The organism is Zobellella denitrificans, assembly GCF_002407485.1.
Taxonomy (GTDB): Bacteria; Pseudomonadota; Gammaproteobacteria; order Enterobacterales; family Aeromonadaceae; genus Oceanimonas; species Oceanimonas denitrificans.
Genome location: NZ_CP012621.1, coordinates 3,810,001 through 3,831,771 on the forward strand (window position 1 = coordinate 3,810,001; position 21,771 = coordinate 3,831,771).

At 57.5% G+C, this 21,771-nt stretch carries 32 protein-coding genes (1 of these 32 only partly in view); all 32 read right to left on the bottom strand.

The features are described from left to right. Nucleotides 1–1,225, bottom strand: the 5' portion of a protein-coding gene (locus AN401_RS17925) for a nitrous oxide reductase family maturation protein NosD (RefSeq protein ID WP_094039375.1). 62 nt of this gene lie to the left of the window's left edge; 1,225 of the gene's 1,287 nt are visible here — the first part of the coding sequence; its start codon is at nt 1,223–1,225; the stop codon falls past the left edge of the window. A gap of 8 nt (nt 1,226–1,233) precedes the next feature. After that, nucleotides 1,234–3,114 (bottom strand): TAT-dependent nitrous-oxide reductase, encoded by a 1,881-nt coding sequence (gene nosZ / locus AN401_RS17930; RefSeq protein ID WP_094039374.1) that lies wholly within the window; start codon nt 3,112–3,114, stop codon nt 1,234–1,236. Beyond that, nucleotides 3,101–5,266, bottom strand: coding sequence for a NosR/NirI family protein (locus tag AN401_RS17935; RefSeq protein WP_094039373.1), 2,166 nt, complete (start codon nt 5,264–5,266; stop codon nt 3,101–3,103). Before AN401_RS17935 ends, nosZ begins: the two co-directional genes overlap by 14 nt. A gap of 168 nt (nt 5,267–5,434) precedes the next feature. Further along, entirely contained in the window at nt 5,435–5,827 is a 393-nt protein-coding gene (rplQ, locus tag AN401_RS17940) for a 50S ribosomal protein L17 (protein ID WP_094039372.1), read from the bottom strand. 44 nt (nt 5,828–5,871) lie between these two features. Then, the gene (locus AN401_RS17945) at nt 5,872–6,861 is read right to left on the bottom strand and encodes a DNA-directed RNA polymerase subunit alpha (protein WP_094039371.1); all 990 of its coding nucleotides are present in this window, start codon (nt 6,859–6,861) and stop codon (nt 5,872–5,874) included. A gap of 24 nt (nt 6,862–6,885) precedes the next feature. Beyond that, nucleotides 6,886–7,506, bottom strand: coding sequence for a 30S ribosomal protein S4 (gene rpsD / locus AN401_RS17950; RefSeq protein ID WP_094039370.1), 621 nt, complete (start codon nt 7,504–7,506; stop codon nt 6,886–6,888). Nucleotides 7,507–7,536: 30 nt separating this feature from the next. Further along, nucleotides 7,537–7,929, bottom strand: coding sequence for a 30S ribosomal protein S11 (gene rpsK / locus AN401_RS17955; RefSeq protein WP_094039369.1), 393 nt, complete (start codon nt 7,927–7,929; stop codon nt 7,537–7,539). A gap of 14 nt (nt 7,930–7,943) precedes the next feature. Continuing rightward, nucleotides 7,944–8,300 (bottom strand): 30S ribosomal protein S13, encoded by a 357-nt coding sequence (gene rpsM, locus AN401_RS17960; RefSeq protein WP_094039368.1) that lies wholly within the window; start codon nt 8,298–8,300, stop codon nt 7,944–7,946. Nucleotides 8,301–8,440: 140 nt separating this feature from the next. Beyond that, entirely contained in the window at nt 8,441–8,554 is a 114-nt protein-coding gene (gene rpmJ / locus AN401_RS17965) for a 50S ribosomal protein L36 (RefSeq protein ID WP_005319705.1), read from the bottom strand. Nucleotides 8,555–8,580: 26 nt separating this feature from the next. Continuing rightward, on the bottom strand, nt 8,581–9,912 hold the full coding sequence (gene secY / locus AN401_RS17970; protein WP_094039367.1) for a preprotein translocase subunit SecY: 1,332 nt from the start codon (nt 9,910–9,912) through the stop codon (nt 8,581–8,583). Nucleotides 9,913–9,920: 8 nt separating this feature from the next. After that, a complete protein-coding gene (gene rplO / locus AN401_RS17975) occupies nt 9,921–10,355 on the bottom strand; it encodes a 50S ribosomal protein L15 (RefSeq protein WP_094039366.1) in 435 nt (144 codons plus the stop codon). A 4-nt stretch (nt 10,356–10,359) separates the two neighbouring features. Next, nucleotides 10,360–10,542 (bottom strand): 50S ribosomal protein L30, encoded by a 183-nt coding sequence (gene rpmD / locus AN401_RS17980; RefSeq protein ID WP_014290666.1) that lies wholly within the window; start codon nt 10,540–10,542, stop codon nt 10,360–10,362. A 6-nt stretch (nt 10,543–10,548) separates the two neighbouring features. After that, on the bottom strand, nt 10,549–11,049 hold the full coding sequence (rpsE, locus tag AN401_RS17985; RefSeq protein ID WP_094039365.1) for a 30S ribosomal protein S5: 501 nt from the start codon (nt 11,047–11,049) through the stop codon (nt 10,549–10,551). Between the two features lie 14 nt (nt 11,050–11,063). Further along, nucleotides 11,064–11,417 (bottom strand): 50S ribosomal protein L18, encoded by a 354-nt coding sequence (gene rplR, locus AN401_RS17990; protein ID WP_094039364.1) that lies wholly within the window; start codon nt 11,415–11,417, stop codon nt 11,064–11,066. Nucleotides 11,418–11,426: 9 nt separating this feature from the next. Then, on the bottom strand, nt 11,427–11,960 hold the full coding sequence (gene rplF / locus AN401_RS17995) for a 50S ribosomal protein L6 (protein WP_094039363.1): 534 nt from the start codon (nt 11,958–11,960) through the stop codon (nt 11,427–11,429). Nucleotides 11,961–11,970: 10 nt separating this feature from the next. Further along, entirely contained in the window at nt 11,971–12,363 is a 393-nt protein-coding gene (gene rpsH / locus AN401_RS18000) for a 30S ribosomal protein S8 (protein ID WP_094039362.1), read from the bottom strand. 22 nt (nt 12,364–12,385) lie between these two features. Further along, on the bottom strand, nt 12,386–12,691 hold the full coding sequence (rpsN, locus tag AN401_RS18005) for a 30S ribosomal protein S14 (RefSeq protein ID WP_094039361.1): 306 nt from the start codon (nt 12,689–12,691) through the stop codon (nt 12,386–12,388). 11 nt (nt 12,692–12,702) lie between these two features. Further along, nucleotides 12,703–13,242, bottom strand: coding sequence for a 50S ribosomal protein L5 (rplE, locus tag AN401_RS18010; protein ID WP_094039360.1), 540 nt, complete (start codon nt 13,240–13,242; stop codon nt 12,703–12,705). Between the two features lie 14 nt (nt 13,243–13,256). Further along, nucleotides 13,257–13,574: a 50S ribosomal protein L24 gene (gene rplX / locus AN401_RS18015; RefSeq protein WP_094039359.1), complete on the bottom strand. Its 318-nt coding sequence runs from the start codon at nt 13,572–13,574 to the stop codon at nt 13,257–13,259. A gap of 10 nt (nt 13,575–13,584) precedes the next feature. Beyond that, nucleotides 13,585–13,953 carry a 50S ribosomal protein L14 gene (gene rplN, locus AN401_RS18020; protein WP_014290674.1) on the bottom strand — a complete coding sequence of 123 codons (369 nt, stop codon included), beginning with the start codon at nt 13,951–13,953 and terminating at the stop codon, nt 13,585–13,587. A gap of 157 nt (nt 13,954–14,110) precedes the next feature. After that, on the bottom strand, nt 14,111–14,371 hold the full coding sequence (gene rpsQ, locus AN401_RS18025) for a 30S ribosomal protein S17 (RefSeq protein WP_094039358.1): 261 nt from the start codon (nt 14,369–14,371) through the stop codon (nt 14,111–14,113). Nucleotide 14,372: 1 nt separating this feature from the next. After that, nucleotides 14,373–14,564 carry a 50S ribosomal protein L29 gene (gene rpmC / locus AN401_RS18030; protein ID WP_094039357.1) on the bottom strand — a complete coding sequence of 64 codons (192 nt, stop codon included), beginning with the start codon at nt 14,562–14,564 and terminating at the stop codon, nt 14,373–14,375. Further along, the gene (gene rplP / locus AN401_RS18035) at nt 14,564–14,977 is read right to left on the bottom strand and encodes a 50S ribosomal protein L16 (protein ID WP_094039356.1); all 414 of its coding nucleotides are present in this window, start codon (nt 14,975–14,977) and stop codon (nt 14,564–14,566) included. Before rplP ends, rpmC begins: the two co-directional genes overlap by 1 nt. A gap of 12 nt (nt 14,978–14,989) precedes the next feature. Next, a complete protein-coding gene (gene rpsC, locus AN401_RS18040; protein ID WP_096780101.1) occupies nt 14,990–15,685 on the bottom strand; it encodes a 30S ribosomal protein S3 in 696 nt (231 codons plus the stop codon). Between the two features lie 18 nt (nt 15,686–15,703). Further along, nucleotides 15,704–16,036, bottom strand: a complete 333-nt coding sequence (gene rplV, locus AN401_RS18045) for a 50S ribosomal protein L22 (RefSeq protein WP_094039354.1) — start codon at nt 16,034–16,036, stop codon at nt 15,704–15,706. A gap of 10 nt (nt 16,037–16,046) precedes the next feature. Next, nucleotides 16,047–16,325: a 30S ribosomal protein S19 gene (gene rpsS, locus AN401_RS18050; RefSeq protein ID WP_008486816.1), complete on the bottom strand. Its 279-nt coding sequence runs from the start codon at nt 16,323–16,325 to the stop codon at nt 16,047–16,049. A gap of 21 nt (nt 16,326–16,346) precedes the next feature. After that, complete coding sequence (gene rplB, locus AN401_RS18055) at nt 16,347–17,171, bottom strand: 50S ribosomal protein L2 (RefSeq protein WP_094039353.1); 825 nt, start codon at nt 17,169–17,171, stop codon at nt 16,347–16,349. Nucleotides 17,172–17,188: 17 nt separating this feature from the next. After that, complete coding sequence (gene rplW / locus AN401_RS18060) at nt 17,189–17,491, bottom strand: 50S ribosomal protein L23 (protein WP_071473729.1); 303 nt, start codon at nt 17,489–17,491, stop codon at nt 17,189–17,191. Further along, complete coding sequence (gene rplD / locus AN401_RS18065) at nt 17,488–18,093, bottom strand: 50S ribosomal protein L4 (RefSeq protein ID WP_094039352.1); 606 nt, start codon at nt 18,091–18,093, stop codon at nt 17,488–17,490. Before rplD ends, rplW begins: the two co-directional genes overlap by 4 nt. Before the next feature lie 17 nt (nt 18,094–18,110). Next, on the bottom strand, nt 18,111–18,749 hold the full coding sequence (rplC, locus tag AN401_RS18070; protein ID WP_094039351.1) for a 50S ribosomal protein L3: 639 nt from the start codon (nt 18,747–18,749) through the stop codon (nt 18,111–18,113). A gap of 21 nt (nt 18,750–18,770) precedes the next feature. After that, complete coding sequence (gene rpsJ / locus AN401_RS18075) at nt 18,771–19,082, bottom strand: 30S ribosomal protein S10 (RefSeq protein ID WP_013343788.1); 312 nt, start codon at nt 19,080–19,082, stop codon at nt 18,771–18,773. A 216-nt stretch (nt 19,083–19,298) separates the two neighbouring features. Then, complete coding sequence (gene argH / locus AN401_RS18080) at nt 19,299–21,179, bottom strand: argininosuccinate lyase (protein ID WP_094039350.1); 1,881 nt, start codon at nt 21,177–21,179, stop codon at nt 19,299–19,301. Between the last annotated feature and the right edge of the window lie 592 nt (nt 21,180–21,771).

Here is a 21,771-nt window from a genome sequence, read left to right on the forward strand (position 1 = left end):
GCGGAAACGAGTCCCGCACGCCAGGCCCCTTGAACACCGGAAACTGCTGCTGAACCCAGCGCAGCAGGCTGACCACGGGCGCATTCATCAGCCAGCGGGCCGCCGGGTACTGCCACAGCACCCGGTCCATGCCGTCATTGGGTTCGTAGGCGATATCGCCCAGGCCGTCCTGATTCAGATCCCAGCCCTGGTAATCCCCCCAGTAATTGCCGCGGCCATCCTGGGACCACTCCTGGGGCCGGTTGGAGACATAACGAACCTGGGTACGGTTGCCGACCAGGGCATTGCCGAAGATCCGGTTCTGCTCCGAGCCCGCCGTCATGTGGATGCCCAGATCGCTGTGGCCCAGCCAGTTGCCGCTGATCTCGTTGCCCACCGCATGGTAGGCGAACATCGCCTTGCCCTCGGCGCCCCGCGGGTTGAGCAGATGGCTGTTGGCCCTGACGCCCTCCACCCTGTTGTGGCTGATGGTGGAGTAGGTGATGTAATTCATCAGGATGCCGTAGTTCTCATCCTGCTCGGAAAGGTTGTCGACCACGGTGAGGAAGCGGGACTGCATCAGGGCATAGCCGGTGCGAGTCGCGCGGGTGACGTTGGCCACCACCTCATTGTGATTGGAATACATATAGTGAATGCCATAACGCAGCTCGCTCAGGTGGTTGCCGGCCAGCCGGTTATGGTTGCTGTAATCGATATAGATGCCGTCGCGGGTATGGCGGATCCGGTTGCCCACGATTTCACTGTCGCTGACATTGAACAGATGGATACCATTGCCCCTGTCCTGGGAGCGCAGCCGATGGTCTCCCTCGATGTCGTTAGCGTACAGCTGGATGCGGCTGACCCTGTCGGCCCAGATGCCGAAACCCGGGCCGCGCAGGCGCAGATGGGCAACTTCGGTACCGTCGGCGTTGTCGCTGATAAAAACCCCCGCGTCCAGCGTGCCCAAATCCTTACCCCAGTTGCGGATTTCAAGATGGGAAACCTGGATGCCGGGGGCATCCAGATAGAGGCCATGGCCTTGGCCACCGGCGTCGATCACCGCCCCTGGCTCGCCCAGCAGGGTCAGGGGCTGCCCGATGCGCAACGCCGGATAGATGCCGGGAGCCAAGCGCACGGTTTCCCCCGCCGGCACCTCCGCCAGCCCGGCCACGGAGGCCGGCGTCAGCCGGACCTCCGCCGCCAGCGGCCAGGCGAACAACAGCAAGAAAAGCCATAGCCTGTTCATGCCACTCCTTATGCCGGTTCGACGAACATGCGGCCCACCATCTCCATGTGCAGGGCGTGGCAGAACCAGTTGCAGTAATACCAGTGCACCCCGGGCTTGTCGGCAACGAAGGTGATGGAAGAGGTCTGCTGGGGACTGATCTCCATGCTGACGCCATGGTTGACCATGCAGAAGCCGTGGGTCACGTCCTCGATCATGTCCAGGTTGGTCACCACCACGGTCACCTCGTCGCCCTGCTTGACGGTGAACTCCTGGATGCCGAAGGTGGGCGCCACCGAGGTCATGTAGACCCGTACCTTGTTGCCATCGCGGATCACCTTGTTGTCCCGCTCCAGGGTCACGCCATCCCGGGCCGCCATGGCCACGGTCTCGGCGAAGAAGGGGTCCTGGCGGTCCCAGATCTTCTTGGGGTTGAGCATGTTGCGCTTGATCAGGATGCAGTCGTGGGGTTCGGCGAAGGTGGGGCCGTCGTGCACCAGCTTCATTTCCTCGCCGGAAATGTCGATCAACTGATCGTTTTCCGCGTGCAAGGGCCCCACCGGCAGGAAGCGATCCTTGGAGAACTTGCACAGCACGATCAGCCACTTGCCGTCCGCATCCCGGGCCTCGGTGTGGGAAGCGTGGTTATGACCGGGCTGGTACTGCACGTCCAGCTTCTGGCGGATATAGTTGACGTCTTCGCCGTTGTAGGCACGCACCGCGTCGGCCAGGTTCCATTTCACCACCTGGCTGTCGATAAAGAGGGTGGTGTAGCCGTTGCCGCGGCCATCGAAGGTGGTGTGCAGCGGCCCCAGGCCCAATTCGGGCTCGGCGGCGATCACCGCCCGGGGATCCTCGAACTTGTCGTCGAACAGCTCGTCCAGCTTGGCAATCTCGATCATGGACACCGTCGGCGACAGCTTGCCGTTGGCGATGAAGTACTTGCCGTCGGGCGAGGTATTGAGGCCGTGGGGGTTCTTCGGCACCGGAATGTACCGGGTCAGGGGAGAACCCTTGCGGCCGTCCAGCACCGGCACCTTGGCGTCACCCAGGGTGGTGAAGTTGCCCGCCTGGATCGCCGCCTCGATGCGCGGAATGTTGAACACCGTCACCCAGTCCCGTTCGTTGCGCATCATGCCGCCCAGATCGGTGGCACCTTCCGAGTTGTAGCAGGTGGAAGCGGCATACTTGCCGGTGTAGCAGGCATCGCAGTTGTCCAGGTTGCCGTCCACGATGACCTGGAAGGCCACTTCCATGGTTTCGGCGTCCACCGCGTTGAACATGGTGAACTTCTCGGCAGCATCCAGGTTTTTCAGGTTACTGCCGTCATTGGGATGGGGGATGATGAACTCGGCGTTGCAGAACACGTACTTGGTATGGGGCACCTTCTGCAGCCGCAGCCCGTGGATAGCCTGCACATTGGGGATGGTGACCATCTTGTCGCACTTCATGATATCCAGCCGGATACGCGCCACCCGGCTGTTGGCCTTGTCGTTGATAAACAGGTACTTGCCGTCGTAGTGGCCGTCGGTCATGGAGATATGGGGATGGTGGCAGTCGCCGTTGAGGTACTTGCTGCTCTCCCCCAGAACCCGCTTGCTCTCATCGGTCAGGCCCCAGCCGGTGGCCGAGTCCACGTTGAACACCGGGATGCGCATCAGCTCGCGCATGGAGGGCACACCCAGCACCCGCACTTCGCCCTGATGGCCGCCACTCCAGAAACCGTAGTATTCATCCAGCTCGCCGGGGGCCACGTGGCCATTCTGCGCCGCCGCCGCGGCCAGCGCCGGGGATGAAGCCAGACTCAGGCCACCACCCGCCGCCGCCGTGGCCAGCAGGGCGGAGGATCCCCCCAAAAACAGCCGTCGGCTCAGTTTGACGTGTTCGCTCAACTCTTCATGCTTGCTCATTAGACTCTCCTTGTAGTCCGGGGGTATCCACATTGGTCACTTTGATCCTGGCCGCGTCCCGTTCCAGCTCGCGCTGGCGGCGTTTCTTGGCCTTCATCACCAGAGGCGGACATTTACGGTGGTTGTAGTAGGTGATCTGGCAATCCAGACAGTGGTGGCATTCGTTGGCGTTGATGCGCCCGTCGGGATGAATGGCCTGCACCTCGCATTCCTTGGCGCAAAGCTGACAGGGCGTGCCGCATTCCTGCCGGCGCTTGAGCCAGTCGAACAACCGGAGCCGGGCCGGTACGGCGAGTGCGGCGCCCAGGGGGCAGATGTAACGGCAGTAGGCCTTGCGTACGAACAGCGACAGCACCACCCAGCCGAGGGCATAGGCTACATAGCCCCATTCGCGCATAAAGCGCAGCGTCACCGCCGTCTTGAACGGTTCCACTTCCGCCGCCTGCTCCGCAAGAGCCAGGGACTGCAACGACAGTCCGAACAGCCCCAACAAAATCAGATACTTGAGTGCCCACATCCGCTCGTGCAGGGCAAAAGGCACCGTGAACTGTGTTATTTTCAGCTTGCGCGCCGCTTCGTTGACCAGCTCCTGCAGGGCGCCGAAGGGACAGAGCCAGCCGCAGAAGATGCCCCGCCCCCACAGCAGCAGGGTCAGGGCGACGAAGCTCCACAGGATGAACATCATGGGATCGAGCAGGAAGGATGACCACTGGAAGCCGGTAAAGAGGGCGTGCAGAAAGGTGAACACATTGACGATCGACAGCTGGGCCAGGCTGTACCAGCCGATAAAGAAGAGCGTGTAGCAGAGATAGCCGATACGCAGCCGGTGCAGCAGGGTCGGATGCTGTACCAGCCAGTCCTGCAGGAACAGGATGATCACCAGCACCACCAGGCCCACGCCCAGCACGGCAATCTGCACCGCCTTGTGCTGCCAGACGCTCACCCACAGCGGGGCCTCGTCTTCTTCCCAGCCCACTTGCGCGCTTTCCATCAGGCTCGGCAGGTTCAGGTAGGCATCGGGCAATTGGTAATCGGCATAGAAGCTGGCAAATTCGCTGTCCAACGCCCCTACCTGGCGGCGCACCATCAGCTCGAATTGCCAGGGCCGGGTCAGGTCCAGGCTGTCTTCCCGGGCGATGAAAATGGCCAGCTCGCCAAATTCGGGCGTATCTTCGGCCAGCAGATCCGAGGGTGCCAGGCGCTGGTAGTCCATGTCGCGGAAAGCGATCTCCTCTGCATCCTGCCACAGCCGGATACGATCGAAGATGCCACCGCGCACGAAGCCGTTGCCGCGGAAGCTGTAGTCGCCGTTGGCCACCACCAGCACCGGCTGATCGCCAGGCGCCAGGCTCGCCATCAGGCGATCATACTGTTGCTGGCCCAGCAGGTTGATGCCGGCGTCCGCCATGCCCAGGGGCGCGAAATAAAGCTCCATGAACGCCTGCTCCGGATCGGCCGGCGGTGTACGCGAAGCCGCACGGGTACCGGCAAAGGCCTGTTCCACTTCCCCCTGAGTCAGGCGCAGCGAGCGGATTAACTGGCGTTCGTTCAGCGAGGTCCAGCCGCGCGGCTGCCACTGGTTGTTCAGGGTTGCTGCGGCGTCCGCCGATTCGGAGGTGGACGGTCCCTCGCCTTCGGCCAGGGCCGCCTGGGCCCCGCGCAGCGCCCGCATGATGGTCTGGTTGATCACCATGACGGTCACGGTGGCCCCGGTGACGCCATCCACCGAATGAATGTCGTCGCGCCGGGACAGACCGACCTGTACCCGCTCACGGGCATCGATGCCCCGGTACTGGTCGACGAATTCGGTCAGCTTGATCTCGGGAATGCCGATCAGCAGTATCGGCTCATGGTGCTCGACCACCAGGCTGTGCTCAAGCCGACCACGTCCGTCCATCGCCAGCAGCAGCTCCACCGGCTTGCCGGAATAGGCGGGGATATCGGCGAACTGACGGGAAAGAAAGGCGTATCGGGGCACCTTGTCGCCGGGGATAATGCGCCAACCGCTCAGGGGCGCATCGATGGGCTCAATGGCCGCCTGAGGATACCAGTCGGCCAGCAGCCCGGGCACATCGGCTCGGGGATCGGCATTGGCGGTGCCGTTCAACACCACCAACAGCAGCAGGGAAGCAAGCAGCAGTACCCGCGACATAGAGGAAAGCCATAATTGTCATTTCAGTTGCACAATATAATGTTAAAAAATGGCAACGATCGGATTGATCCAGATCAGTGGGAGGGAGAGAAGCCGGAAATAAACAACAAGGCGGGGAAATGCGGGACCAGGAAAAGAAAAAGCCGGGCTGGGCCCGGCTTTTGGTTTTTATTCTTCAGAAGCAACTGCTTCAGTGGCCTCGACGTCGCGACCTACCAGCTCGATATAAGCCATAGGGGCGTTGTCGCCGGCGCGGAAACCGCACTTCAGGATGCGGGTGTAACCACCCGGGCGCTCCTGGTAGCGGGGTCCCAGTTCGTTGAACAGTTTGCCAACCACTTCGCTGTCGCGAGTACGGGCAAATGCCAGGCGACGGTTAGCAACGCTGTCGCTCTTGGCCAGTGTGATCAGAGGTTCAACCACACGACGCAGCTCTTTAGCCTTGGGCAGAGTCGTCTTGATAACTTCATGACGAACCAAGGAGCTGGCCATGTTACGGAACATGGCCTGACGATGGCTGCTGTTCCGGTTCAGTTGACGACCACTCTTACGATGGCGCATGACCTAATCCTTCCTAACTAAATCTGTAAAACCCGTGATCCGGTTTATTCATCAGCGATGCTGGCAGGCGGCCAGTTCTCCAGGCGCATGCCCAGAGACAAACCACGAGACGCCAACACGTCTTTAATCTCGGTAAGAGATTTTTTACCCAGGTTGGGAGTCTTCAGCAGCTCCACCTCGGTACGCTGTACCAGATCACCAATGTAATGGATCGCTTCTGCCTTCAGACAGTTCGCAGAGCGAACGGTCAGTTCCAGATCGTCGACAGGACGCAGCAGGATAGGATCGAACTCAGGCTTGTCTTCTTTCTCTTCCGGTTCGCTCACGTCACGCAGATCCACGAAGGCTTCCAGCTGTTCGGCCATGATGGTGGCCGCACGACGGATGGCTTCTTCCGGATCCAGAGTGCCGTTGGTTTCCATGTCGATAACCAGCTTGTCCAAATCGGTACGCTGTTCGACACGGGCCGCCTCAACATTGTAGGCGATACGAACCACGGGGCTGTAGGCCGCATCCAGCAGCAGGCGTCCGATGGGACGCTCGTCGTCTTCGGTGTGGGCGCGGGCGGCGGCGGGAATATAGCCGCGGCCACGCTGCACCTTAAGACGCATGCTGATTTCGGCCTCGTCCCCTGTCAGATGACAGATGACGTGGTCTGGGTTAACGATCTCGACGTCATCACCGTGGGTGATGTCGCCTGCAGTTACGGGACCTGCACCAGTTTTGGTCAGAGACAGGGTCACTTCGTCCTTGCCTTCCAGCTTGACAGCAACCTCTTTGAGGTTCAGCAGGATTTCCAGGATATCTTCCTGGATACCTTCCTTGCTGCTGTACTCGTGCAGCACACCGTCGAGTTCGACTTCGGTGATGGCACAACCCGGCATGGAAGAAAGCAGAATACGACGCAGCGCATTACCCAATGTATGACCAAAGCCACGCTCCAGCGGCTCGAGAGTCACTTTGGCATGAGTCGGGCTGATCTGTTCGATATCAACCAGACGCGGCTTAAGAAAATCTGTTACAGAACCCTGCATTGTGTCCTCTCTTAGAAGCTAGCTTTACTTGGAGTAAAGCTCGACGATCAGCTGTTCGTTAATCTCGGCAGACAGGTCGCTACGCTCAGGCAGACGCTTGTAAACGCCTTGCATGTTGGTAGCGTCAACTTCTACCCAGGTCGGCTTTTCACGTTGACCGGACACTTCCAGAGCGGCTTTGATCCGGGCTTGTTTCTTAGCCTTCTCACGAACGCTGACTACGTCCTCGGGAGAAACTTGGAAGGAAGGAATGTTCACAACCTTACCGTTCACCAGGATAGCCTTGTGGCTGACCAGCTGACGGGACTCGGCGCGGGTGGCACCAAAACCCATACGGTAAACAACGTTGTCCAGACGACCTTCCAGCAGCTGCAGCAGGTTCTCACCAGTGTTGCCTTTCAGGCGGGCAGCTTCTTTATAGTAGTTGCGGAATTGCTTTTCCAGTACGCCGTAGATACGACGAACTTTCTGCTTTTCACGCAGCTGTACACCGTAGTCGGACAGGCGCGGCTTGCGGGCGCCATGTTGACCGGGTGCGGTATCAATTTTACATTTTGAATCGATCGCGCGAACGCCTGACTTCAGGAAGAGGTCAGTGCCCTCACGACGGCTCAGTTTGAGCTTGGGACCCAGATATCTTGCCATGTTCTTTCTCCAACTATCCTACAAGAAGGGTTATACGCGACGCTTCTTGGGAGGACGACAACCGTTGTGCGGGATGGGAGTCACATCGGTGATGTTGGTGATGCGGAAACCTGCCGCATTCAACGCACGGATGGATGACTCACGGCCCGGACCCGGACCCTTCACCATTACTTCCAGGTTCTTAACACCGTATTCCTTGGCAATTTCACCAGCGCGCTCGGCCGCTACCTGAGCAGCGAACGGGGTGGACTTGCGGGAACCACGGAAACCTGAACCGCCGGCGGTTGCCCAAGACAGAGCATTACCCTGACGATCGGTAATAGTTACTATGGTGTTGTTGAAAGATGCATGAACGTGGGCAATGCCATCGCTCACCTGCTTTTTGATGCGCTTGCGTGCACTACGAGCCGGAGTTTTAGCCATGATCTACCTTCCCGTTATTTCTTGATCGGTTTACGAGGACCTTTACGCGTGCGGGCGTTGGTCTTGGTGCGCTGACCGCGAACGGGTAGGCTGCGACGATGACGCAGACCTCGGTAACAACCCAGGTCCATCAGACGCTTGATGTTCATGGATACTTCGCGGCGCAGGTCACCTTCTACGGTGAACTTGGCCACTTGTTCACGCAGAAGTTCGATCTGCGCTTCATCCAATTCTTTAATTTTCACATCCTCAGCGATACCGGCTGCAGCACAAATGGCTTTAGAGCGGGTACGGCCGACGCCATAAATAGCAGTCAAAGCGATGACGGCGTGTTTATGGTCAGGAATGTTAATGCCAGCGATACGGGCCACTATGCACTCCTACAAAATAACAAATAATAAGCCATTACAAAGCCCGTCTAGGATACGTAATGACTACACATACACCCAACAAAGGTGGCTGGCTACTTTAGCCAGCCTGCCTTCAACTTTCAAGTTAAACCGTAACTTTTTTAGCCTTGGCGCTGTTTGTGCTTGGGCTCAGAGCAGATCACCCGCACCACACCGTGGCGCTTGATGATCTTGCAGTTACGGCAGATTGCCTTAACGGAAGCACGGACTTTCATTGCTTAACTCCGTAAATAACCGAACCTTAACGGTTGTAGCCTTTCAGGTTCGCTTTTCTCAGGACATCGCCATACTGGTGGGACATCATGTGGGTTTGCACCTGAGCCATGAAATCCATGATGACGACCACAATAATCAACAGCGAGGTACCACCAAAGTAGAACTGGACGTTCCAGGCTGTCATCAAAAACTGTGGAACCAAACAGACAAAGGTAATGTACAGGGCACCGACCAGGGTCAGGCGAGTCATCACTTTGTCGATATAGCGCGCTGTTTGCTCACCCGGACGGATCCCCGGGATGAAAGCACCACTCTTCTTCAGGTTGTCTGCCGTTTCGCGCGGATTGAACACCAGCGCGGTGTAGAAGAAACAGAAGAAGATGATGGCAGCGGCATACAACATCACGTACAGCGGCTGGCCGGGTTGCAGCGTGAGCGACAGCTCCTGCAGCAGGTTGGCAAACCACCCCTGCCCCTGACCGAACCAAGAGGCTACGGTACCCGGAAACAGGATGATGCTGGATGCAAAAATTGCCGGAATAACCCCCGCCATGTTCACTTTCAAGGGCAGGTGTGTACTCTGTGCCGCAAATACCTGGCGACCCTGTTGACGCTTGGCGTAGTTCACCACGATGCGGCGCTGGCCACGCTCAACAAAGACCACGAAATAGGTTACCGCAAACACAATCACGGCCAGCAGCAACAGCAACAGAATGTGCAATTCCCCCTGACGCGCCTGCTCTGCCGTGGCACCAATGGCCGATGGCAGACCGGCAACAATACCCACGAAGATAATCAACGAGATACCATTGCCAATGCCTCGCTCGGTAATCTGCTCACCCAACCACATCAGGAACATGGTACCGGTGACCAGGCTCACCACCGCCGTGAAATAGAAACCGAAACCCGGGTTTACCACGAGTCCCGGCATCATGTTCGGCAGACCGGTGGCGATACCGATGGCCTGGATGGTGCCCAGAACAAGGGTGCCATACCGGGTGTACTGACTGATCTTGCGACGGCCTGATTCACCTTCCTTCTTGAGCTCGGCCAAGGCGGGGTGAACCACAGTCAGCAGCTGGATGATGATGGATGCCGAAATATACGGCATTATCCCCAGCGCCAGTATGGACGCTCGTTCCAGGGCGCCACCACTGAACATGTTGAACATTTCAATGATGGTGCCCTGTTGTTGCTGGAACAAGTCGGCAAGTACGGCGGCGTCAATCCCAGGAATAGGCACGTAGGAGCCGGCACGGAACACGATGATCGCGATCAGAACGAAAAGCAGACGGCTTTTCAGTTCACTCAGCCCGCCCTGTGCGTTTTTAGCATCTAATCCTGGTTTCTTGGCCATAGTACTTATTATTCCTCGATTTTTCCGCCGGCGGCTTCGATGGCAGCACGGGCACCCTTGGTGACGCCCAGACCAACCACAGTCACTTGACGGTCAATGGTGCCAGACAGAACCACTTTGGCAAACTGGATGTTCTTGGTGATCACGCCAGCTTGCTTCAGGGTGTTCAGGTCCACCACTTCGCCTTCAACTTTCGCCAGTTCGCTCAGACGTACTTCTGCACTGACCAGGCCTTTGCGCGAAGTAAAACCAAACTTCGGCAGACGCTGTTTCAGCGGCATCTGACCGCCTTCGAAACCGTTACGAACCTTACCACCGGAACGGGACTTCTGACCCTTGTGGCCACGGCCACCGGTCTTGCCCAGGCCAGAACCGATACCACGGCCTACGCGCTTGGCAGAAGGCTTGGATCCGGCGGCAGGAGACAGAGTATTCAAACGCATGCGATTACTCCTCAACCTTAACCATGTAGTAAACCTGGTTGATCATACCGCGTACGCAAGCTGTGTCTTCCAGCTCGACGGTGTGACCAATGCGACGCAGACCCAGGCCACGCAGCGTTGCCTTGTGCTTAGGCAGACGGCCGATGGAGCTACGAGTCTGAGTTACTTTTACAGTCTTGTTAGCCATGGCGCATTACCCCAGAATCTGTTCAACAGTCAGGCCACGCTTGGCAGCGACTTGCTCGGGCGACTTCATATGAGTCAGAGCGTCGATGGTAGCGCGAACTACGTTGTTCGGGTTGGTGGAACCGTAGGTTTTGGCCAGTACGTTGTGTACACCGGCCACTTCCAGCACGGCGCGCATGGCGCCACCGGCGATGATACCGGTACCTTCGGAAGCGGGCTGCATAAACACGTTGGAACCAGAGTGACGGCCCTTCACCGGATGGAACAGGGTGCCGTGATTCAGTTCAACTTTACGCATGTTACGACGAGCCTGTTCCATCGCCTTTTGAATGGCGGCAGGAACTTCACGGGCTTTACCGTAACCAAAACCAATACGACCGTTACCGTCACCTACCACAGTCAATGCGGTGAAGGAGAAGATACGACCACCCTTAACTACTTTTGATACACGGTTAACTGCAATCAGCTTTTCTTGCAGTTCACCGGCTTGAGCTTCGATTTTTGCCATTTTCGACTCCACCCTTAGAACTGAAGACCAGCTTCACGAGCAGCGGCTGCCAGAGCGGCAACGCGACCGTGATATTGGAAACCGGAACGGTCAAAAGCGACGATGGTCACGCCTTTCTCAAGCGCGCGCTCAGCGATGGCTTTACCGACGACTGCGGCGGCCTCAACATTACCGGTATATTTCACTTGTTCACGAATTGACTTCTCCACGGTAGACGCGGAAGCCAGAACGGCTGAACTGTTCGGTGCAATAACCTGTGCATAGATGTGGCGCGGAGTACGGTGAACCACCAGGCGAGTCGCACCCAGTTCCAGCATCTTTTTGCGTGCTTTGGTAGCACGGCGGATACGAGCTGCTTTTTTGTCCATAGTGTTACCTTACTTCTTCTTGGCCTCTTTACTGCGCACCTGCTCGCCAAAGTAGCGAACACCTTTGCCCTTGTAGGGCTCGGGCTTGCGGTACGCACGAATATCGGCAGCAACCTGACCGATCAGCTGTTTGTCGGCAGACTTGAGAACGATCTCGGTCTGGGAAGGACATTCAGCGGTCACGCCGTCAGGCAGTGCATGCTCAACCGGGTGAGAGAAACCCAGAGACAGGGCAACGGCGTTGCCTTTCATCTGGGCGCGATAACCTACACCAACCAGCTGCAGCTTGCGTTCGAAGCCTTGGGTAACACCCACAACCATGTTGTTGACCAGGGCACGGGCGGTACCGGCCTGGGCGTCGGCGCCGGCGGCATTGCCACGGGGCACGAACTTCAACAGGTTGTCTTCCTGGCTGATTTCAACAGCAGCATTGATGGTACGATTCAGAGTACCCTTGCCACCCTTGACGGTGATTTCCTGACCGTTCAACGTCACTTCTACGCCGGCAGGAATTTCGATAGGTGCCTTAGCAACGCGAGACATATCCTACTCCTTAAGCAACGTAGCAGATGATCTCACCACCCATACCGGCTTTACGCGCGGCACGGTCGGTCATCACACCCTTGGACGTGGAAACGATGGCAACACCCATACCTGCCATCACTTTCGGCAGCTCGTCGCGCTTCTTGTAGATGCGCAGACCAGGGCGGCTGACGCGCTGCAGGGTTTCCACCACCGGCTGGCCCTGGAAGTACTTCAGGGTCACTTCCAGCTCGGCTTTGGTTTCACCAGCAACATTAAAGTCAGCAATGTAACCTTCTTCTTTCAGGACTTTGGCGATAGCCACTTTGACCTTGGAAGAAGGCATGGTGACAGCAACTTTGTTGGCTGCCTGACCGTTGCGGATGCGGGTCAGCATATCCGCGATCGGATCTTGCATGCTCATTGTGTATTACTCCCGTGTTCGCTTACCAAGAAGCCTTCTTCAGGCCCGGAATTTCACCCTTCATCATCAGTTCGCGCACCTTGATGCGGCTCAGACCGAACTTCCGCAGGAAACCGTGCGGACGACCGGTGATGTTGCAGCGGTTACGCTGACGAGAGGGACTTGCGTCACGGGGCAGTTGCTGCAGTTTCAGCACTGCATCCCAACGCGCTTCGTCAGAAGTTTTCACGTCAGAAATGATGTCTTTCAGTGCTTGACGCTTGGCTGCGTACTTGTCAGCCAGCTTTGCGCGCTTGACTTCGCGAGCTTTCATTGATTGTTTTGCCATAACCCTACACCTTACTTACGGAATGGGAAGTCAAAGGCAGCCAGCAGAGCACGACCTTCTTCGTCTGACTGGGCAGTGGTGGTGATGGTGATGTCCAGACCACGCACACGATCTACCTTGTCATAATCGATTTCAGGGAAAATGATTTGCTCGCGTACACCCATGGAGTAGTTACCACGGCCATCGAACGATTTCGGGTTCAGGCCACGGAAGTCACGGATCCGGGGGATAGAGATGCAAATCAGACGCTCCAGGAACTCCCACATGCGCTCGCCGCGCAGAGTTACTTTACAACCAATGGGGTAGCCTTCACGGATCTTGAAGCCAGCAACGGATTTACGAGCTTTGGTGATCAACGGCTTTTGACCGGAAATGGCGGCCAGATCGGCAGCGGCATTGTCCAGGATCTTTTTATCAGCCAGGGCTTCACCCACACCCATGTTCAGGGTGATTTTCTCAATCCGAGGGACTTGCATGATAGTCTTGTACCCGAACTGGCTTGTCAGTTCTTTTACTACATTTTCGTTGTAGTAATCATGCAGTTTCGCCATCGTATAAACTCCAATTACTTCACAAGTTCGCCGGTGGATTTGAAGAAACGGACTTTTTTGCCGTCTTCAATCCGGAAACCAACGCGATCAGCCTTGCCGGAGGCAGGGTTGAACAGCGCTACGTTAGACACGTCGATCGGTGCTTCCAGGTCGATGATACCGCCAGCCTGACCCAGTTGGGGCACGGGCTTCTGGTGTTTCTTGACCAGGTTGATACCTGCGACGATAACCTTACCTTCTTGAGTCAGGACTTTGGTGACGGTGCCACGCTTGCCTTTGTCTTTGCCGGTAAGAATGATGACTTCGTCATCGCGACGGATTTTTGCTGCCATCGTTGACTCCTTACAGTACTTCAGGTGCCAGTGAAACAATCTTCATGAACTTCTCAGAGCGAAGTTCACGAGTCACCGGTCCAAAAATACGAGTACCGATCGGCTGGTGATTGTTGTTCAAAATCACGGCCGCATTACGGTCGAAACGGATGACAGAGCCGTCCGGACGACGAACGCCTTTACGAGTGCGTACGACCACCGCGTTCATTACATCACCTTTCTTAACCTTACCGCGCGGAATCGCTTCCTTGACGGTAACCTTGATGATGTCGCCGATGCCGGCGTAACGGCGGTGCGAACCACCCAGGACCTTAATACACATTACGCTGCGCGCACCGGAATTGTCGGCCACGTCCAGCATACTTTGCATTTGGATCATGTTAGTGCTCCGCTAAAGTGACTACTTTAAAACCCTTTTCGGGATGTTGGCTGCCAAAGAAGGCGCGGCATTATATCACCATGAATCCGGAAAAGGTAGGGTAAAAAACAAACGGCCCATCGCTGGGCCGTTTGCGTGGCAAGTATACCAGAGATCGTCAGGCTTTCACCGGACGCTCAATGATTTTTACCAGGGTCCAAGACTTGGTCTTGGAGATCGGACGACACTCGCGGATGGTCACGACGTCGCCGGTCTTGCACTCGTTGTTCTCGTCATGAACGTGCAGCTTGGTAGTGCGCTTGATGTACTTCCCGTAGATCGGGTGCTTCACGAAGCGGTTGATAGCCACAGTGATGGACTTGTCCATCTTGTCGCTCACTACACGGCCCTGCAGAGTACGAATGTTTTGTTCGCTCATCTTAGGCACCTGCCTTTTGGTTCAGAACAGTCTTCACACGCGCGATGTCGCGACGTACCTTTTTGAGGTTGTGGGTCTGAGCCAGCTGACCGGTGCTTGCTTGCATGCGCAGGTTGAACTGCTCGCGCAGCAGGCCCAGCAGCTCCTGGTTCAGTTCTTCAACACTCTTTTCACGCAGATCTTGTGCTTTCATCACATCACCGTCCGAGTTACGAAAGTGGTCCTAACGGGCAGCTTGGCAGCCGCCAGTGCAAAGGCTTCGCGAGCCAGTGACTCAGGTACACCGTCCATCTCGTACAGGACACGACCCGGCTGGATCTGGGCGACCCAGTACTCCACGTTACCCTTACCTTTACCCATACGTACTTCGAGGGGCTTTTCGGTGATGGGCTTGTCCGGGAAAATACGGATCCAGATCTTGCCTTGACGTTTAACGTGACGAGTCATCGCACGACGGGCTGCTTCGATCTGACGAGCAGTGATACGTCCACGAGTAGTCGCCTTCAGACCAAAGGAACCAAAGGAAATCTGGTTGCCTGAGGTCGCCACACCGCGGTTACGGCCTTTGTGGACTTTACGGAATTTCGTACGTTTTGGTTGCAACATGTCCGAGTCTCCTTACTTACCGCGGCCTTTGCGCTTGGGCTTGGCCGGGGCTTGCGGCTCCTGGGCAACGGCCTGCAGGCCACCCAGTACCTCACCCTTGAAGATCCAAACCTTTACGCCGATGATGCCGTAAGTGGTAGATGCTTCAGAAGTTGCGTAGTCGATGTCGGCACGCAGGGTGTGCAGAGGCACACGACCTTCACGGTACCATTCGGTACGCGCGATTTCAGCGCCGCCCAGACGACCGCTCACTTCCACCTTGATGCCTTTGGCGCCGATGCGCATGGCGTTTTGAACGGCGCGCTTCATGGCACGACGGAACATCACGCGGCGCTCCAGCTGGGAGGCGATAGAATCGGCAACCAGCTGACCGTCCAGCTCAGGCTTACGCACTTCGGAAATGTTGATCTGAGCAGGCACACCAGCCAGGGTGGCTACGTGCTTGCGCAGTTTTTCCACGTCTTCGCCTTTCTTGCCGATCACGACGCCGGGACGAGCAGTGTGGATGGTCACACGGATGCTCTTCGCCGGACGCTCGATCACGATCCGAGAAACGGAGGCGTTTTTCAGTTCCTTGTTCAGGTACTGACGTACTTGAAAATCGCTGTGCAGGTTGTCAGCGAAGTCCTTGGTATTCGCAAACCAGGTCGAGTTAAAAGGCTTGGTGATCCCTAAGCGAATACCATTCGGGTGTACTTTCTGGCCCATTGCTTATCTCCTAGCCTCTTAGCGGTCGGACACAACCACAGTGATGTGGCTGGTACGCTTCATGATACGGTCCGCGCGGCCCTTGGCACGAGGACGAATACGCTTCATGGTGGGACCTTCGTCAACGAAGATCTTGGCCACTTTCAGCTCATCGATATCCGCACCTTCATTGTGCTCGGCATTGGCAATGGCAGATTCCAGAACTTTCTTCACCAGAACGGCAGCCTTTTTCGGGCTGAAAGCCAGGACATTCAGTGCCTTGTCTACGGACAGACCGCGAACTTGATCGGCTACCAGGCGCGCCTTCTGGGCAGAAGTACGAGCAAAGCGGTGTTTAGCTATAGCTTCCATCTGTTACCCCTTAACGCTTCTTGGCCTTCTTATCGGCGGCATGGCCACGATAAGTACGAGTCGGTGCAAATTCACCCAGCTTGTGACCGATCATTTCATCGGAAACGTAGACAGGTACGTGCTGACGACCATTATGGACAGCGATGGTCAAACCGATCATGTTCGGAATGATCATTGAACGACGGGACCAAGTTTTGATTGGCTTTTTATCCCCGCTTTCCACCGCTTTCTCTACCTTCTTCAGCAAGTGCAGGTCGATAAACGGACCTTTCTTGAGAGAACGTGGCATGGTGATACCTCTAAAAAACTATTACTTGTTACGGTGACGTACCACGAACTTGTCGGTACGCTTGTTTTTACGGGTCTTGGCGCCCTTGGTCGGTTTACCCCAAGGAGTAACCGGGTGACGGCCACCAGAGGTACGACCTTCACCACCACCGTGCGGGTGGTCTACCGGGTTCATCGCCACACCACGTACGGTCGGGCGAACACCACGCCAGCGCTGAGCACCGGCTTTACCCAATTGACGCAGCATGTGCTCGGCGTTGCCCACTTCACCCAGGGTAGCGCGGCACTCGGCCAGTACTTTACGTACTTCGCCGGAACGCAGACGCAGGGTGACGTAGTTACCTTCACGCGCCAGGATCTGGGCGTAGGTACCGGCGGAGCGAGCGATTTGCGCGCCTTTGCCAGGCTTCATCTCGATGGCGTGCACGGTGCTACCCACGGGGATGTTGCGCATCGGCAGGCAGTTACCGGCCTTGATCGGGGCAGCATCGCCGGACAGCAGCTGGTCGCCGGCCTGAACGCCTTTCGGGGCCAGGATGTAGCGACGCTCGCCGTCTGCGTACAGCACCAGGGCGATGTTGGCGGAGCGGTTCGGATCATATTCCAGACGCTCTACCTTGGCCGGGATACCGTCTTTGTTGCGCTTGAAGTCAACGATACGGTAGTGCTGCTTGTGACCACCACCGATGTGACGGGTGGTGATGCGGCCAGCGTTGTTACGACCACCGGTCTTGGACTTTTTGTCCAGCAGCGGGGCGAACGGCTTGCCTTTGTACAGATCCGGGTTGGTGATCTTGACCACATGACGGCGACCCGGAGAAGTAGGCTTACATTTTACGATTGCCATTACTGATTACTCCTCTCTTACTCGGCACCGCCGATGAAGTCGATGTCCTGACCTTCTTTCAGGGTCACGTAGGCTTTTTTCCAGTCGGAACGTTGGCCCATGCGGTTGCCGGTACGCTTGGTTTTACCCTTGACCAGCAGAGTGCGGACATCTTTGACTTCAACTTCGAACAGCTTCTCGACCGCGGCTTTTACTTCAGCCTTGGTAGCGTCCTTGGCGACCTTGAACACGATAGTGTTGGTCTTTTCGGCCACCATGGTGCTTTTTTCAGAGATATGCGGCGCCTTCAGAACTTTCAGAATACGCTCTTCACGGATCATGCCAGCATCTCCTCGATTTGCTTAACTGCGTCGGCAGTTACCAGTACCTTGTCGAACGCGATCAGAGAAACGGGGTCGATACCGGCCACGTCGCGCACGTCAACCTTGTACAGGTTGCGGGCGGCCAGGAACAGGTTCTCGTCCACTTCGGCAGTCACGATCAGAACATCGTTCAGATCCCACTGCTTCAGCTTGGCAACCAGTTCTTTGGTTTTCGGGGCTTCAACACCGAACTTCTCAACCACGATCAGACGCTCTTGACGTACCAGCTCGGAGAGGATGCTCTTGATGGCACCACGGTACATCTTCTTGTTGACCTTCTGGCTGTGATCCTGCGGCTTGGCCGCGAAGGTCACACCACCGGAACGCCAAATCGGAGAGCGGATGGTACCGGCACGGGCCCGGCCGGTGCCTTTTTGACGCCACGGTTTTTTACCGCCGCCAGACACTTCGGAACGGGTCTTCTGAGCACGAGTACCTTGACGAGCGCCTGCTGCATAGGCCACAACAACCTGGTGCACCAGCGCTTCGTTGAACTCACGCCCGAAGGTAGTTTCGGAAACTTCAAGAGCGCCTTGCGCGTCTTTCATTACCAATTCCATTACTATCTCCTCAGACGTTACGCTTTAACGGCAGGTTTAACGATGACGTTGCCGTTAGTCGCACCCGGGACTGCACCTTTGATGAGCAGCAGGTTGCGATCAACATCAACGCGGACCACTTCCAGGTTCTGAGTGGTAACCCGCTCAGCACCCATGTGACCGGCCATTTTCTTGCCTTTGAACACGCGGCCCGGAGTCTGGTTCTGACCGATAGAACCCGGAGCACGGTGAGACAAGGAGTTACCGTGGGTCATGTCCTGAGTGCGGAAGTTCCAGCGCTTAACGGCGCCAGCGAAACCCTTACCCTTGGAAGTACCGGTAACGTCTACTTTCTTGACATCGGCGAAGATGTCGACTTTCAGCTCGGCACCGACTTCGATGCTCTCGCCTTCGCCTGAACCCAGGCGGAATTCCCACAGACCGCGGCCCGCGTCAACACCGGCTTTGGCGAAGTGACCCGCCTCCGGCTTGGTGATGCGGTTAGCTTTCTTGGTGCCAGTGGTCACCTGAATGGCAGCATAGCCATCCTTTTCCAGTGTTTTCACCTGGGTAACACGGTTGGCATCTACTTCGATAACGGTGACCGGGATGGACACGCCGTCTTCGGTGAAGACACGGGTCATACCCAGCTTACGACCTACTAGACCGATTGCCATTGATAAAACCTCTTTCCGTTATTAGCCCAGGCTGATCTGGACGTCTACGCCAGCAGCCAGATCCAGTCGCATCAGAGCATCGACAGTCTTGTCAGTCGGCTCAACGATATCAACCAGACGCTTGTGAGTGCGAATTTCATACTGATCACGTGCGTCTTTGTTCACGTGTGGAGAAATCAGTACGGTATAACGCTCTTTGCGCGTCGGCAGCGGGATAGGACCACGAACCTGGGCGCCAGTGCGCTTGGCAGTTTCTACGATCTCCGCAGTAGACTGGTCGATCAGGCGGTGATCGAACGCCTTCAGGCGGATACGAATTCTTTGGTTCTGCATTACCAGAGCTCCAATTGGGTAAAGAACATAAAATCAGCACCGCCTGCCCTTCCATGCGAAAGAGGGGGTGTGATTTAACAACGGTGCCCACCATATCGGGGGCCTGTAAAGAGCCAGGAGCTACCTGACGTGAGCCTTATCGGCTCGCCTGGTAATAAACCAAGCGAGCGGCATTATACGGATCTGGCCGGCGGTTGCAAGCCGGCCGCGGACTTTTTAAGCAACTTTCGCCTTGCCGATCAGGCCGGATTTGCCCTTCAGCATGATCTCCAGCGCCACTTCGTCGCAGGCGTGCTGACGGGGGCAGAGATCGCAGTCCTTCATCACCTTCTCGGGCAGCAGGGTCTTGCTGGTGGTGGAAAAACCGAGCTTCATAAAGAACTCCGGCACCCGGGTCAGCACGATGACCCGGTCGATGGCCATGTCCTCGGCTTTCTTGAGTATTTTCTCCACCAGCGCCCTGCCCTGGCCCTGGCCCTGGAAGCCGGGCTCCACGCCCAGGGAGCGGATCTCCGCCAGGCCGGTGTCGTACACATAGAGGGAGGCACAGCCGCTGATCTGGCCCTGGGTTTCGGCCACGGCGAACTCGCCTACCGCCTGCACCAGCTCCTTGCGGGTACGGGGCAGGTTCTCGCCGATATTGGCCCAGTAGTTGACCATCCGCTCGATGGCGTCCAGATCGGTGAGGCGGGCGCTGCGCACATGGATACCGGAGGTATCACGCTGCGTCAGCCGGCGTTCGGCGCTGGTGAGGGCGAACTCCACCTGGGCCGGCGCGGCGCCGCCCAGGGCGCAGCGGCTGGCCAGGCTGGACTCCAGCGACAGCCGGGGATAGACGTCCTCCTCGATCACCGGGCTGAACTGCTTGAAGTCCTCCAGCGGCAGCTCTTCCATCGGCAGCTTCTTGCCGATGGCGTGCACCACTATGGCGCCGACGATATGGTGCGCCTCGCGGAAGGGAATGCCCTTGGACACCAGGTAATCGGCCATCTCGGTGGCGTTGGAATAGCCGCCCTGGGCCGCTTCCCGGGTTTTCTCCTCGTTGACTTTGATGTCGTGCAGCACCATCTCGGCCATTTCCAGGCAGTCGTACCAGGTATCCAGGGCGTCGAACAGCCCTTCCTTGTCTTCCTGCATGTCCTTGTTGTAGGCCAGGGGCAGCGCCTTCAGGGTCATCATCATGCCCGCGTAGGCGCCGAACACCCGCCCGCTCTTGCCGCGAATAAGCTCCAGGGCGTCCGGGTTCTTCTTCTGGGGCATCAGCGAGGAGCCGGAGGTGACCCGGTCGGACAGCTCGAGGAAGCCGGACTCGCCAGAGTTGTAGAAAATCAGATCCTCGGCGAAGCGCGACAGGTGCATCATGGAGTTGCAGGCGCAGTTCATCAGCTCCAGCACGTGATCCCGGTCGGACACCGAGTCCAGGCTGTTGCGGGTGGGCGAGGAAAAGCCGAGGGAGTGGGCCAGCTCGTGCCGGTCGATGGGGAAGCCGGTGCCGGCCAGGGCGCCGGAGCCCAGGGGGCAGGTGTCCATGCGCTTGTAGGCGTCCTGCAGCCGGGTGTAGTCCCGCTCCAGCATCTCCACGTAGGCCAGGCACCAGTGGGCGAAAGTGACCGGCTGGGCCCGCTGCAAATGGGTGTAGCCGGGCAGCACGGTGCCCTGCTGCTGGCGGGCCACCGCCACCAGTTGCTTCTGCATGGCGTCCAGCTTGGCCAGCAGCGGCGGCACCTGCTGTTTGCACCACAGCTTGAGATCGGTGGCCACCTGGTCGTTGCGGCTGCGGCCGGTGTGCAGCTTCTTGCCCAGGTCGCCGACCGCGGTGATCAGATGACCTTCCACCCAGGAGTGGATGTCTTCCGCGTCGGAGTGCAGGATCTGGCTGGGATCTTCCATCACCTTGAGCTTGAGATCGTTGAGCGCCAGCTCAATCTTCTGCTGCTCCTCGTTGGTCAGCACCCCGGTCTTGGCCAGGGCCCGGGACCAGGCGATGGAGCCGACGATGTCCTGCTCCGCCAGACGATAGTCGAAACGCAAAGAATCATTGAACTGCTTGAACTTGGCATCTGCCGCCTGGCTGAAACGCCCACCCCAAAGTGCCATAACCTTTTTACTCCTTGACGACATTACTGAATTCGGTCCTGTGACGGTTGCACAGGTGATAGACCGGCGGGCCAAATCGGCTCGGCCCGGGCTGCATATGCAGAGTGCGGCCATTATATAAACACAGGGGGCGTTATGCCCCCTTTATCTTTTGCTGCCAGATATCCTGGCCACAAGCGGTAAACCGCTCGCCTGTCTCTTGGTCAGCAATCTTCGTTGACTGTTGATCGAAGCAGTTGTCGACCAAAGGGCTCTCCTCCCCCGGCACGCCGTGGGACCTGATACTCGCCATTTCGGCCTGCTGCGAACATTCACTGGATGTTCGGTCAGGCCGAAATGGCTCGTCACGGCGAGCAAGCTCGCCCCCTGGAGGCTCCGCCGCGCCCTCCCTGGCGCGGAGGGCCGGCGGAGGAGAGCCCTTTGTCCTCCCTATCGCTCCGCTGCCGCCTGCTGGCACTACCATCAGACGGCGTCGGGGCTGGAAAGAGGCAACTGGGATTGCCTCCGCCGACCGTCACATGCCAGGGATGGCATGTGTCGAGCGACACAGGGATGTGCTTGAAGCGTGTCGGCGGAGGTAGCCCAGTTGCCT

Coding starts and splice junctions, on each gene's coding strand:
- rplD (WP_094039352.1), bottom strand. CDS start 18,093: ATGGAATTGGTAATGAAAGACGCGCAAGGCGCTCTTGAAGTTTCCGAA.
- rplB (WP_094039353.1), bottom strand. CDS start 17,171: ATGGCAATCGTAAAATGTAAGCCTACTTCTCCGGGTCGCCGTCATGTG.
- rpsN (WP_094039361.1), bottom strand. CDS start 12,691: ATGGCAAAACAATCAATGAAAGCTCGCGAAGTCAAGCGCGCAAAGCTG.
- rplW (WP_071473729.1), bottom strand. CDS start 17,491: ATGATCCGTGAAGAGCGTATTCTGAAAGTTCTGAAGGCGCCGCATATC.
- rplP (WP_094039356.1), bottom strand. CDS start 14,977: ATGTTGCAACCAAAACGTACGAAATTCCGTAAAGTCCACAAAGGCCGT.
- AN401_RS17935 (WP_094039373.1), bottom strand. CDS start 5,266: ATGTCGCGGGTACTGCTGCTTGCTTCCCTGCTGCTGTTGGTGGTGTTG.
- rpmJ (WP_005319705.1), bottom strand. CDS start 8,554: ATGAAAGTCCGTGCTTCCGTTAAGGCAATCTGCCGTAACTGCAAGATC.
- rplE (WP_094039360.1), bottom strand. CDS start 13,242: ATGGCGAAACTGCATGATTACTACAACGAAAATGTAGTAAAAGAACTG.
- rpmC (WP_094039357.1), bottom strand. CDS start 14,564: ATGAAAGCACAAGATCTGCGTGAAAAGAGTGTTGAAGAACTGAACCAG.
- rplF (WP_094039363.1), bottom strand. CDS start 11,960: ATGTCTCGCGTTGCTAAGGCACCTATCGAAATTCCTGCCGGCGTAGAA.
- AN401_RS17945 (WP_094039371.1), bottom strand. CDS start 6,861: ATGCAGGGTTCTGTAACAGATTTTCTTAAGCCGCGTCTGGTTGATATC.
- rplN (WP_014290674.1), bottom strand. CDS start 13,953: ATGATCCAAATGCAAAGTATGCTGGACGTGGCCGACAATTCCGGTGCG.
- rpsH (WP_094039362.1), bottom strand. CDS start 12,363: ATGAGCATGCAAGATCCGATCGCGGATATGCTGACCCGCATCCGCAAC.
- rpsE (WP_094039365.1), bottom strand. CDS start 11,049: ATGGCAAAAATCGAAGCTCAAGCCGGTGAACTGCAAGAAAAGCTGATT.
- rpsJ (WP_013343788.1), bottom strand. CDS start 19,082: ATGCAGAACCAAAGAATTCGTATCCGCCTGAAGGCGTTCGATCACCGC.
- rpsS (WP_008486816.1), bottom strand. CDS start 16,325: ATGCCACGTTCTCTCAAGAAAGGTCCGTTTATCGACCTGCACTTGCTG.
- rpmD (WP_014290666.1), bottom strand. CDS start 10,542: ATGGCTAACAAGACTGTAAAAGTAACTCAGACTCGTAGCTCCATCGGC.
- argH (WP_094039350.1), bottom strand. CDS start 21,179: ATGGCACTTTGGGGTGGGCGTTTCAGCCAGGCGGCAGATGCCAAGTTC.
- rpsK (WP_094039369.1), bottom strand. CDS start 7,929: ATGGCTAAAACTCCGGCTCGTAGTGCACGCAAGCGCATCAAAAAGCAG.
- secY (WP_094039367.1), bottom strand. CDS start 9,912: ATGGCCAAGAAACCAGGATTAGATGCTAAAAACGCACAGGGCGGGCTG.
- rplX (WP_094039359.1), bottom strand. CDS start 13,574: ATGGCAGCAAAAATCCGTCGCGATGACGAAGTCATCATTCTTACCGGC.
- rplC (WP_094039351.1), bottom strand. CDS start 18,749: ATGGCAATCGGTCTAGTAGGTCGTAAGCTGGGTATGACCCGTGTCTTC.
- rpsC (WP_096780101.1), bottom strand. CDS start 15,685: ATGGGCCAGAAAGTACACCCGAATGGTATTCGCTTAGGGATCACCAAG.
- rplV (WP_094039354.1), bottom strand. CDS start 16,036: ATGGAAGCTATAGCTAAACACCGCTTTGCTCGTACTTCTGCCCAGAAG.
- rplR (WP_094039364.1), bottom strand. CDS start 11,417: ATGGACAAAAAAGCAGCTCGTATCCGCCGTGCTACCAAAGCACGCAAA.
- rpsD (WP_094039370.1), bottom strand. CDS start 7,506: ATGGCAAGATATCTGGGTCCCAAGCTCAAACTGAGCCGTCGTGAGGGC.
- rplQ (WP_094039372.1), bottom strand. CDS start 5,827: ATGCGCCATCGTAAGAGTGGTCGTCAACTGAACCGGAACAGCAGCCAT.
- rpsQ (WP_094039358.1), bottom strand. CDS start 14,371: ATGAGCGAACAAAACATTCGTACTCTGCAGGGCCGTGTAGTGAGCGAC.
- nosZ (WP_094039374.1), bottom strand. CDS start 3,114: ATGAGCAAGCATGAAGAGTTGAGCGAACACGTCAAACTGAGCCGACGG.
- rplO (WP_094039366.1), bottom strand. CDS start 10,355: ATGCGTTTGAATACTCTGTCTCCTGCCGCCGGATCCAAGCCTTCTGCC.